16 protein-coding genes are annotated in these 9,450 nt (G+C 57.9%); 3 read left to right on the top strand and 13 right to left on the bottom strand.

The genetic code is table 11. The features are described 5' to 3' along the window. Positions 1-418 precede the first annotated feature (418 nt). Positions 419-1,084 (top strand): potassium channel family protein, encoded by a 666-nt coding sequence (locus KM295_RS04830; protein ID WP_256028751.1) that lies wholly within the window; start codon positions 419-421, stop codon positions 1,082-1,084. Between the two features lie 37 nt (positions 1,085-1,121). On the opposite strand, the gene KM295_RS04825 is transcribed toward KM295_RS04830, so the two are convergent. The 4 genes from KM295_RS04825 to KM295_RS04810 form a co-directional block, all read right to left on the bottom strand. Beyond that, entirely contained in the window at positions 1,122-1,280 is a 159-nt protein-coding gene (locus tag KM295_RS04825; RefSeq protein ID WP_256028750.1) for a hypothetical protein, read from the bottom strand. Position 1,281: 1 nt separating this feature from the next. Further along, positions 1,282-1,575 carry a DUF433 domain-containing protein gene (locus KM295_RS04820; RefSeq protein ID WP_256028749.1) on the bottom strand — a complete coding sequence of 98 codons (294 nt, stop codon included), beginning with the start codon at positions 1,573-1,575 and terminating at the stop codon, positions 1,282-1,284. Positions 1,576-1,727: 152 nt separating this feature from the next. Next, positions 1,728-2,219, bottom strand: coding sequence for a PIN domain-containing protein (locus KM295_RS04815; RefSeq protein ID WP_256028748.1), 492 nt, complete (start codon positions 2,217-2,219; stop codon positions 1,728-1,730). Further along, positions 2,209-2,454, bottom strand: a complete 246-nt coding sequence (locus KM295_RS04810; protein ID WP_256028747.1) for a UPF0175 family protein — start codon at positions 2,452-2,454, stop codon at positions 2,209-2,211. Before KM295_RS04810 ends, KM295_RS04815 begins: the two co-directional genes overlap by 11 nt. A 223-nt stretch (positions 2,455-2,677) precedes the next feature. Here KM295_RS04810 and KM295_RS04805 point away from each other — a divergent pair, with 223 nt between their 5' ends. Then, positions 2,678-3,040, top strand: coding sequence for a MarR family transcriptional regulator (locus tag KM295_RS04805; protein ID WP_256028746.1), 363 nt, complete (start codon positions 2,678-2,680; stop codon positions 3,038-3,040). A 65-nt stretch (positions 3,041-3,105) separates the two neighbouring features. On the opposite strand, the gene KM295_RS04800 is transcribed toward KM295_RS04805, so the two are convergent. Further along, positions 3,106-4,362, bottom strand: a complete 1,257-nt coding sequence (locus KM295_RS04800; RefSeq protein ID WP_256028745.1) for an RNA-guided endonuclease InsQ/TnpB family protein — start codon at positions 4,360-4,362, stop codon at positions 3,106-3,108. A 192-nt stretch (positions 4,363-4,554) separates the two neighbouring features. Between KM295_RS04800 and KM295_RS16985 the strand changes: the two genes are divergently transcribed. Then, entirely contained in the window at positions 4,555-4,884 is a 330-nt protein-coding gene (locus tag KM295_RS16985; protein ID WP_418904740.1) for a hypothetical protein, read from the top strand. 89 nt (positions 4,885-4,973) lie between these two features. On the opposite strand, the gene KM295_RS04795 is transcribed toward KM295_RS16985, so the two are convergent. The 8 genes from KM295_RS04795 to KM295_RS04760 all read right to left on the bottom strand — a co-directional run bounded on the left by KM295_RS04795 (position 4,974) and on the right by KM295_RS04760 (position 9,411). After that, a complete protein-coding gene (locus tag KM295_RS04795; RefSeq protein WP_256028744.1) occupies positions 4,974-5,327 on the bottom strand; it encodes a hypothetical protein in 354 nt (117 codons plus the stop codon). Next, a complete protein-coding gene (locus KM295_RS04790) occupies positions 5,320-5,682 on the bottom strand; it encodes a MarR family transcriptional regulator (protein ID WP_256028743.1) in 363 nt (120 codons plus the stop codon). Before KM295_RS04790 ends, KM295_RS04795 begins: the two co-directional genes overlap by 8 nt. A gap of 396 nt (positions 5,683-6,078) precedes the next feature. Further along, positions 6,079-6,219, bottom strand: coding sequence for a hypothetical protein (locus tag KM295_RS04785; protein WP_256028742.1), 141 nt, complete (start codon positions 6,217-6,219; stop codon positions 6,079-6,081). A gap of 18 nt (positions 6,220-6,237) precedes the next feature. Continuing rightward, positions 6,238-6,489, bottom strand: coding sequence for a type II toxin-antitoxin system HicA family toxin (locus KM295_RS04780; RefSeq protein WP_256028741.1), 252 nt, complete (start codon positions 6,487-6,489; stop codon positions 6,238-6,240). Positions 6,490-6,492: 3 nt separating this feature from the next. After that, on the bottom strand, positions 6,493-6,762 hold the full coding sequence (locus KM295_RS04775; protein WP_256028739.1) for a type II toxin-antitoxin system HicB family antitoxin: 270 nt from the start codon (positions 6,760-6,762) through the stop codon (positions 6,493-6,495). A gap of 458 nt (positions 6,763-7,220) precedes the next feature. Beyond that, positions 7,221-8,573 carry an NAD(P)/FAD-dependent oxidoreductase gene (locus tag KM295_RS04770; RefSeq protein WP_256028738.1) on the bottom strand — a complete coding sequence of 451 codons (1,353 nt, stop codon included), beginning with the start codon at positions 8,571-8,573 and terminating at the stop codon, positions 7,221-7,223. A gap of 59 nt (positions 8,574-8,632) precedes the next feature. After that, a complete protein-coding gene (locus tag KM295_RS04765; RefSeq protein WP_256028737.1) occupies positions 8,633-9,169 on the bottom strand; it encodes a cob(I)yrinic acid a,c-diamide adenosyltransferase in 537 nt (178 codons plus the stop codon). A gap of 35 nt (positions 9,170-9,204) precedes the next feature. Next, on the bottom strand, positions 9,205-9,411 hold the full coding sequence (locus tag KM295_RS04760; protein WP_256028736.1) for a hypothetical protein: 207 nt from the start codon (positions 9,409-9,411) through the stop codon (positions 9,205-9,207). Between the last annotated feature and the right edge of the window lie 39 nt (positions 9,412-9,450).

Raw genomic sequence — 9,450 nt, 5'->3', positions numbered from 1 at the left:
CAGCAGAGAGATTGACAACGTGCTGTTTTCGTCCCATTGCTGTAGATACGCGCTCAGAGAGCTTAAGCTAGTGAGTACAAATCTGAAGCTACACTCAGCCTCCGGTTCCCGTTGATCGTGACTACTCATACCCTCCCCATCGATCTGGTATTACGAGGCTGTTCATCCCAAGAGCGTACAGGATAAAACGAGCGTAGACGTATCAATTTGGCTCCATCAGATCAGAAACAATACCGTCTAAACATCGAGACAGAACTGTGCCCTCGAACTCCGGAATCAGTAGAAACGGGGAGATGCTGACGAGGAGGCTGATCACGTGGACTGCCCCTGTACGGTATAAAAACGGTCGCCGTGGGACTCACTACAAGACATTCAAACGGTCGAAACCTACAATTACCTGTATGCCGGAGATGTTCGAATGAACGCGGACCTACGGGTCGTGATCGTCGGAGGACAACATGTCGGCTATCACGCCGCGCGACATCTCTCCGAACGCGGCCACGACGTGGTTATTGTTGAGAAGGATCCAGCCCGGGTGGAGTTTTTGAGTGACCAGTACGACGCCACTATCATCCAGGGCGACGGTGGACGGCGATCGATCCTACAGCAAGCTGGCCTCGGCCGCAGCGATGTTATCGCGGCGCTGACCGGGTACGGCGCGATGACGAATATCGGAATTTGTACGATGGCAAGGGAGATCGAACCGGATATCGGGACTGTAGCACGGATCGACCACGGTGACAAAGCGGAGTACGCCGGGCTCGTCGATCGGGTTGTCTACCCGGAGCAGTTGGCGGCCCATGCGGCGACCAACGAGATCATGCATGTCGCAGGCGGCGGCGTCCAGATGATCGAAGAGGTCACCGGAGACCTCACAGTGCTTGAACTCACTGTGGCCGAAGAGGCCCCGGTTGCCGACCGGAAACTCAGCGAAGTGGCTTTCCCACGCGGGGCAGTCGTCGTCGCAGGACGGGATAGCAATCAACTTCCGGGCCCGGAAATGGTGCTGGAACCTGGCTATCGGTACCTAGTCGCTGTCAAGACAGATGTCAGCGACGAAGTTGTTCGACTGTTTAGGGGATGACACTACTCTCCCGTCTCGTTTATTCGGTTTAACATTATCAGTTCGTGTTCTCGGGCATACGGAAGGATATCCGGTTGTCGTCGCCTCCCTGCCAGAACGCATTACGGGCGTGCTCAGCGTGGAGCCTTTCGTTCCTCAAATACGTTGCCGTCTTCGGGTCGACGTCCTCGTCCAACAAAAAGCGCAACCCGCTCATCTCAGGCGGCGTCCGGATCGACGCCTTCGGGACGATCGATTGACTCGCGGAAGTCTTCCATGGCGCCTTCGCGTTCTTGCTCTACGGTATGCATCTCACGTGGGTGATCGTGATAGTAAGCCAGCGCGTGATACACGTCAGCTACGTCGAGATCGTACCGATCAGCAACCGCTTCGGGGTTTTCACCCCGTTCTTCGACGAGGGCGTACACCTGACGGACGCTGATTCGGCAGTCACGCATGTGCGGTTCGCTCATAAGATCGCGTGCGATCCGCCGAGATCCTCCCTCAGACATACCTACACGTTGCTGCTACTCCCGCAAAAACGTACTGCTGATGCTACCGATGAATGAAATATACGTCCGGAACACTACCGGGCGAAAAGCTACTAGTAGGCTCGGTGGAAGTGAAACGGGGACTTGACAGCCATCCGCTGGAGAGGAAGGAGCTACTCTCTCGCCTCTGAGAGAGCGCGTGCGTAGAGGTCGTCAGAAATCCAAAACCCGACCTCGCGGAGGGCATCAAGTTCGCGCTCCAAGTCTACTTCTCCGACTTTCGCCCCACGGAGTAGAATGCCGATGACGCCGGTAATCTCCAAGTCGTGACGGCGGGCGACGCGCCGTCCGTCCCGTTCGTCGAGCAAAACGAGATCGGCATCGTGTTCGACTGCATAGCAGATCGCTGCCGTCTCCCCGAGGTCGAGTTCGTGGAATATTTCGACGAATAGATCCGAGTGCTCCACCTCGACGATGCTCAATAAATCGTTGTCTCGTAACTCCCGGAGTGCTTCTAGACCTGCCTCTCGTTCGGCGAGTTCGTCCCAGACGCGGTGGGGGACGGTAACGTCGTCGAACTGTGTTCGGAGAAGGTCGAGCCGTTCGATAAGTGCGAGGTTCAGAAGGGGCGAGGTGTCCGAGACAACGAGTCCGCTACTCGGCATAGTCAAGGTCTTCTTCGAGTTCCTGTTCGCCGTAGTGACGAGGGATTTTGCGGTCGCCGAGGAGTTCTTGGAACTCCCGTTTTGACAGTTCCGCCAACGCACGTGCCTTCCCGAAGGAGAGAATGTCACGGGCGTACAGCGAGACCGCCAACTCCCGCTTCATCGCGGACGACCGCTCCCCCTCGGGGAGCTGTAACGCGTCGTAAACGTCGTCGTCGATCTCTATCGTCGCCATACCTGAGATATGTGTACGCGATTCTTGAGTGTTTGGCCGGAGATTCCCAAGCGGACGGCGTGCAAAGCAAGCGCTCGAAGCGGTCAAATGTACGCCCGAAACACTACCGGGCGAGAAGCTACTAGTAGGTTCGGTGAAAGTGAACATACACTCTATCCGGATCAGTCACCGCGGAGTTCGGTACAGCAGTACATTAATTACGTCAGCACGCTAAGTACTACATATGCCCGTTCGTATCGAAGAATTCGAAACAGGGGAGCTTCCGAGTGGTCCAAGTGTCCCCGAGCAGGTACTCGCTTATTTGTTTACGAATCGGGATAGGGCATTCACCCGCTCGGAGGTCGCCTCCGGGATCGAAGAAGACTCGAACACGGTCGGGACAGCCCTCTCTCGACTGAAGCAGCGTGGTCTCGTCCGGCATAAGGGAGAGTACTGGGCTATAACTGATAATCTGGACCGAGTGAGGGACGCGTATGACCTCCACACTGCGACGGAGCAGCTTGACGACGAGGACGGAGGTATCGATCCGGACGAATGGGACGCCGTCACTCCGGACGACCCTCATCCCAGCGAGCGGGACGCGTGACCTCCTCCCCGTCGTGAACGACGGGGCTTCCCGAACCGCACCGCAGCGTTGGGATATTTACCGGTCTACGGTCGCACCTGTTCTTGTGGGGCTATTCTCCCCGTCGATGTATCGAACAGGCGGACCGATGGCTGGGCCAGACAGCCGTTACTCCTATCCACAGAGGGACTCGGAGTTACCGTCGCACGCATATTCTCAGCCGCGTTCAGGTCACTATTCACAACCAGTTCACACTCGTCGCAGACGTACAAGCCACGTTCAACGCGGTTTGAATCGGCTTTCATGCCACACTCACAGCACGTTATCGACGTAGCCAACTCGTACTCATCAACCCGCTCAACCTCAATTCCACGTTCTTCAGCCTTGTACTCGATGTGACTGAGCAGGGTTTCAAACGCCCAGTCGTGCAGGCGCTTGTTGCCGTGCCTGCCCCAGTCTTCATGTTCGCGGATGTTTTTCGGATGGCCAACCGCTATCGTTCCAACATTTCGGTCAGCACACTGCTCAACAATGTCTTTCGAGAGAGCGTGCAGGAAATGCTCTTGTCGCCGGGATTTCTTCCGGCGTGCCCATTCAGCATGGTTGCTGGGGCCGTTCTCCCCTTCCGCGTCATACTCTTTCTGCCGAAAGTAGTGGGCGTCTTGTTTCAAACTGTTGCCCGGATACAACAGCGTGTGGTCACCGACAGAGACAGCCGCCGTGTTGCAGATGCCGAGGTCAACACCTGCCGTCTTCTCACTAGCCGAGTCCTCTGCGTTAATGCTGATTTTACAGACGAAGTGCAGTTCCCACTGGTCGCCGTTCCAGACGATGCGGACTTGCTGTACGTCTTCTACATTGGTGAGGGATACGTCCGGGGCAGTTTCGTATTCGCAGAGAACGAAGTCGGCCCACCCGTCTTTCAGGTTCTTGCCTTTCGACAGTCGGACCTGCTGGTGTTTTGTATCGAGTTTGAAGCCGTCTTCTTTGAACGTGACCGTGCTACGTGGTCGTTTATCGCCGTCTTTGCGGTATCCCGGTGGGTTAGCGTCTGGGTCATCCTGTTCGAACCATGACTGGAAAGCGCCAGACAATTCTTCGACGATTGCCTGACTTGACTGCGAGTTCAAGTCTTTCCAGCACTGTTGGTTTTTCATGTAGGATTTTAACGGACCTCCGTCTGGGATTTCTCCGGTGTGGTCCCAGATGCGGCTGATAGTCCACCGAGCTACATTCCAGATTTTACTGCCGGAACGAGCGAGTGAATCGAGGTCACGAACCACACCCTCACGGTTGTTGGTGAGTGACGCGGTGATGGTGCGTGTTGTGACCAGATTCACCATACATAGACTATGACAGTAGAGTAACTTAATCGCTGCGACTGGCGTGGAATATCCAGCCAGCAGAAACAGTGTCGGAATATCACCGGAGTTGACGCGATTCCCTCCCGCCCTGTTCGGTCCTCGGTTCCGACAGGGTGTCGGAACACTCGTCTCTCACGGGAAGGGCGGGATTCTCTCGCTGAATCAAGATAGATGCAAGCGGATCGTGGAGATGTCGTTCGGAGTTCGGACCCGTTCAAACTGGGTGAAAATCGACAGCGGCCGTGGCTTATCGTAAACAACGACTCACACCCATTCGGTGACGAACAGTTCCTCGCAGTTGCTGTTACGACGAAAGAGTACGACCGCTCACTCGCGCTTGAAACGGATGTCTGGGAAGTTAGAGGTGTACCCCGCGAGTCGTTCGTCTCTCCGTGGGCGGTCCACTCGCCACGGGTCGAGGATCTGGTTGCATGGCAAGGTCGTGTTACGAGCGAGTTTGTCGATACCGTTGTTGATCAAATAGAGACGTATCTACGATAATTCGGGATATACGCCCGGAACACTACCGGGCGAAAACCTACTAGTAGGCTCGGTGGAAGTATAATGAGTCGAGCACACGGTGTCCTGATCTACTCCGTCAGCTCCCAAGACCCGTCAAGAACCGCTTTACTCTGAGTAATTATTTGATCGGTGAACTCCGTCGTGATGCGTCCCTGTGGATTCGCTACGGCACGGTGTTTGACCGTTCCAATAATCCATGGAGAACAGTATGATGTCTTATCGGGGTTTCGGCCTGTAATCCACGCATCTCCGACCTCGTGGTTTGCCGGAAGGTCGCTCGTCGTGAGTGCAGCACAAACGTACTCCTCGCCGGGATACGGTAGCTGCTCTGCGGCCAGAATTAACCAGAGTCGAGGATTCGATCCCTGTCTGAAGGGATCGGGAGCCCAGAAGACATCCCCCTTCTGATAGGAGTCACTCACGCTGTTCACGCGGATCGGCCGCGTACTGCTGCCACTCGTCGTACTCGAACGGTGCTTCTTCGTGACTTGCTGCGACTTCACTCGCATGAATCGTTGCAGCGTCGACGCTCCGATCGTGATCACTGATTCGCCAGTACTGTCCTCTGTGGTCTACTCGCCCGCGTTCCCGAAGCCGCACCAGCGTCGGTCCGACCGAGCCACGCTTGACCTTGGTCGCCTCTGCGATCTCAGTTTGAGTGAACGCCTCGTGTGCATGCTCTTCGAGAAATTCGAGTATCCTGGCAGCATTCGTCTCGGGTCTTGGTTGTCCCTCGTCGTTATCGATCTCGTTGAACCGATCAGCACTGATTGGCATATGTATGTACTGTTTTGTATTAGATGTACTAAAGGCTTCCCCGGATGCTCTCTCGCGTCCGTCTGTGGCCCAGGAGATTGCAAATGTTGATACCACGAAGCGTATTTTGATTCCGATACGAACCGATCACCATGGGGGAAAAGCAACCCAGCAGTCATCGCTTTATGCTCTTCATCAGCAGCAATTTTCCAGCCTTACAGTAGTATACCAGCTTACTTCGGGAAAACCGACCTCGAGAAAAGATTGTAGCCTATGCTATACATATTATTTATAAATAATTCTAGTAATCCATTTAAAATGTACGCCCGGAACACTACCGGGCGAAAATCTACTAGTAGGCTCGGCGAAAGTGAAACTCACGGTTCTATGAATCGAGAACAGACGGGCGTGAGGACGCTATTCGTTTTCGAGGGCGTCGTAAATATCGCGGTGTTCGTCCCGATCAGCCTTGGAGACCCCCAACACGAATTCTCGACAGATGGCGTCCGACACGTCGTGGACAGGAGAGCGTTCGGTGGTACGGTCTTCGGGTGTCATCCTGTGCGGTCTCTCTGTTTACGCGTGGCGGTCGATCCACTCACAGAATGCGCCGAAGTCGTTGGCTCCAGCGCTGTCGGCGATGTCACGTAGCGTTCCCGTCCGAAGTTCGTCGTGTAACGGAATCGTGACTCGTCTTCGGTCGTCCTCGTTCGTGGGGTGTTCGTAGTAGAGTTGTGCATGGTCGCCAGTCGTCCGTCGCCATTCGAAGCCACCGACGTTCACCAGCACTTTCACCACCTCTCGACCGGAGAATGTTCTCCTCGCCATCGACTACTTGATCACGTCCGGCGGTTCCTGATCTCCAGTCGTGTTGTCTGTGGGATCTATCCCCATCTCACGAAGTTCCTCGTCGGTCGGTTCCTTCCCGATTTCGTCGTTGTAGAGCGCGATCGCTTCGTCGAGGTTCTCTAGTGCAGCCACTCGGGACGGTCCCTGTGTCGTGACACCAGTATCGACATCCTTGGCGATCCACCAGTCGTCTTCGCGCCACAGGCGTATCTCATCGGCGTGATCCGCCCCGTCTCTCGTCGAACTGGCCATGCTATCTAAGAGTAACGGGACGCGTCGAATAAGCGTTTGGCCGATAGACCATCGAATCATATTGATTCGGACCACCAACGTTTACAGTTCGGCACAGAGTCAGTACCCTCCGTTAACGGATATCCGAAATGTACGCCCGGAACACTAACGTCCGACCTCACTCCAGGCGGTGTGCCGTGGTCGGTCGGCTAACCCTCGTGCCGGGCGGGTGATGCTGCGCATCACCGAATGCCGAAGCGGTCTGAACCACTGCGGCTGTCGGCGATAGGCCGACGGTGCCAGCCGGTATACCCGGCGAGGCAGATATCGCACACCTGGGTTCTCCGAGCGGTCATCGCTGCCCGGGCGGGCTGCTCGGTCGGGGACTGACGGTGCGCGGGCGAACCTACGTTGTCCGGGTGTAATCCTCTTTCGGCTTCGACGATCACGGTGCTGCACTCGGTTGGGTCCCGACGCCGTCAGACCGCGTAGTCGTCCTCGCGGACCTGTGAGTACCGACCGTTCCGATAGCCGAACTTCCGCCAGCGGTATTCGCCATACAGTTTCGCCCCGTAGAACCCCCGATATACCGCGTCGTGGGTGCTGAACCGCCCGTCGGCTTTGATATCGCTGACCAGACCGAACAGCCGATCCCAGTCGTCCGGCTGGTAGCCCCGAACCATATCCGCGAAGACACAGTTGCGGCGGATCTCGTCTCCGATCGCCCGATGCCATTCGGTGTTGTACGCCCGCAACGCCCCGAGCGCCGCGAGCCGGCCGGCAATCGAGCCAGTTCGGATCGCGACGTGGTCGCCGCCTTCGTGGAACGCGGAAGTCGCCCCCATCGCGCCGCCGACGATCGCGACGTTCGCCTCGGTCGGAGACTCGATCGGGCGGGTTGAGGAGATCGGATACGTCTCGGTACCGCCGGATTTCCCCCGATCGCTTACGATCGGGAAGTCGTCGAGGTCGTAGTCGGGATACAACCGATCGAGGAGCCGTTCGATGTACGTCGATCCCTGTGGGATCCGTTCGTCGGTCGGCTCCAGCAGTCGGTAGTCCTCGCGGTTCTCGATTTCCTCGAGATCCAGCCCGATCGGCATCGTCAGGCCGATCCGGGCGACCGTCCCGTCGTTTGGGAAGATCCACGGGTAGGCGGTGTGGCCCGGCATGTATCCCCACCAGAACTTGATCCGGTCGCTCTCGAACAGCTCCTCTGGCAGCCGCCGGTACTCCTGGTAGGCGATGTGGTTCGTCTTCCGGGAGGCGAGTTGATCCACCAGATCCGACGAGAGCCACCGATCGAGGATCTGACCGGTAACTGTTCGCTGTGGCCCGTCGGCGAGGATCAAATACTCGGCTTCGATCTCGGTTCCGTCCCGGAGCGTCAGCGTGTGGGACGGAACGCCGGTCAGGTCGGATTCGAGGTCCGCGACCGCGGTCCCGACGCGGTACTCGGCGCCGGCGTTTTCGGCCCGCTCGCGGAGCCAGTCGTCCAAGCGGGCCCGATGCATGGTAAAGCCGAAGTTCGGATACGACGCGTCGATCCCGGTGTCGGTCAACTCGAGCGCCTCCGTCGGGCCGACGAACTCGGCCGCTGTGAGGTCTCTGTGTTTGACGCGCTCGGGGATCGGCTCGCCGAGATCCATGATATCGACCCAGTAATCGAGGATCCCGGCGGCGTCGGTCGAGTCGGGGCCGGGGCCGTCGCGATCGGCACGCGGAACGCCCTTCTCTACGACGACGGCGTCGGCCCCCTGGCTGGCGGCCGCCTGTCCCGCGGCGGAACCGGCCGGGCCGCCGCCGACGATCGCGACGTCTGCCTGTTGCATACTCGTTTCAGTCGATCGGACGGGGCTTAAAAGGACTGGAGCGTGACGCGGTCGCCGGTTCAATACTCCGGCGAGGACTCCCGGACGCCTTCGCGTTTGTTCACGAGGCGGGCGAAAACGAAGAGCGCATCCGAGAGCCGGTTGAGATACGCCACCGAGGCGTCGTTGACCGGTTCGTCGGCCGCCAGAGCGACCGCCCGGCGTTCGGCGCGTCGACAGACCGACCGGGCGTGGTGCAGTTTCGCCCCCGGGCGAGAGCCGCCGGGAAGGATGAAACTCTGCAGCGGATCGAGTTCCTCGTCGAAGGTATCCATCCAGTCTTCGAGTTTCGCAACGTGGTGGTCCTCGATGTGGGGGGTGTCCGGGTCGTCCTTGTCGGGGCTGGCGAAATCCGCCTGGATGATGTGGAGGTGGTTCTGTATCGCTTCGAGTTTTTCGTCGAGGTCATCGTACCCCGACGGACGGACCATCCCGACGAGACTGTTGACCTCGTCGACGGTCCCGTAGGCCTCGATCCGCGGGCTGGTCTTCGAGACCCGTGACATGTCCCGAAGGTCCGTCATTCCCTCGTCGCCGCGACCGGTGTAGATCTTCATACCCGTCCGTTAGTTCCTGGCCAGTTTAAATGTGGCTACGGATCGCGGGGCGGATCGGGATCTTCGGCCGTCGGCTCAAGGAAAAAATACGCGAAGACGGCGAAGGCGGCGCCGAGGCCGAGCCCCCACCGGACACCGATCCGGGGCGTACCGATCAGGAAGCCACCGATCGACATACACCCGAACGCCAGCGTAAAGAACGTCGCCGCGCGGATGAAGTCCCCCCGTACCAGGCCATTCATTGGGTTCTCTAGGGGCCGAGAGCTGGTAAACCTGCTTCG

Source organism: Natronomonas aquatica (assembly GCF_024449025.1).
In the GTDB taxonomy this organism is placed as follows: domain Archaea; phylum Halobacteriota; class Halobacteria; order Halobacteriales; family Haloarculaceae; genus Natronomonas; species Natronomonas aquatica.
The sequence above is the reverse complement of the archived record's forward strand: the minus strand, read 5'-3'. Positions and strand labels throughout refer to the sequence as shown.

Coding starts and splice junctions, on each gene's coding strand:
- KM295_RS04830 (WP_256028751.1), top strand. CDS start 419: ATGAACGCGGACCTACGGGTCGTGATCGTCGGAGGACAACATGTCGGC.
- KM295_RS04825 (WP_256028750.1), bottom strand. CDS start 1,280: ATGAGCGGGTTGCGCTTTTTGTTGGACGAGGACGTCGACCCGAAGACG.
- KM295_RS04820 (WP_256028749.1), bottom strand. CDS start 1,575: ATGTCTGAGGGAGGATCTCGGCGGATCGCACGCGATCTTATGAGCGAA.
- KM295_RS04815 (WP_256028748.1), bottom strand. CDS start 2,219: ATGCCGAGTAGCGGACTCGTTGTCTCGGACACCTCGCCCCTTCTGAAC.
- KM295_RS04810 (WP_256028747.1), bottom strand. CDS start 2,454: ATGGCGACGATAGAGATCGACGACGACGTTTACGACGCGTTACAGCTC.
- KM295_RS04805 (WP_256028746.1), top strand. CDS start 2,678: ATGCCCGTTCGTATCGAAGAATTCGAAACAGGGGAGCTTCCGAGTGGT.
- KM295_RS04800 (WP_256028745.1), bottom strand. CDS start 4,362: ATGGTGAATCTGGTCACAACACGCACCATCACCGCGTCACTCACCAAC.
- KM295_RS16985 (WP_418904740.1), top strand. CDS start 4,555: ATGCAAGCGGATCGTGGAGATGTCGTTCGGAGTTCGGACCCGTTCAAA.
- KM295_RS04790 (WP_256028743.1), bottom strand. CDS start 5,682: ATGCCAATCAGTGCTGATCGGTTCAACGAGATCGATAACGACGAGGGA.
- KM295_RS04785 (WP_256028742.1), bottom strand. CDS start 6,219: ATGACACCCGAAGACCGTACCACCGAACGCTCTCCTGTCCACGACGTG.
- KM295_RS04780 (WP_256028741.1), bottom strand. CDS start 6,489: ATGGCGAGGAGAACATTCTCCGGTCGAGAGGTGGTGAAAGTGCTGGTG.
- KM295_RS04775 (WP_256028739.1), bottom strand. CDS start 6,762: ATGGCCAGTTCGACGAGAGACGGGGCGGATCACGCCGATGAGATACGC.
- KM295_RS04770 (WP_256028738.1), bottom strand. CDS start 8,573: ATGCAACAGGCAGACGTCGCGATCGTCGGCGGCGGCCCGGCCGGTTCC.
- KM295_RS04765 (WP_256028737.1), bottom strand. CDS start 9,169: ATGAAGATCTACACCGGTCGCGGCGACGAGGGAATGACGGACCTTCGG.
- KM295_RS04760 (WP_256028736.1), bottom strand. CDS start 9,411: ATGAATGGCCTGGTACGGGGGGACTTCATCCGCGCGGCGACGTTCTTT.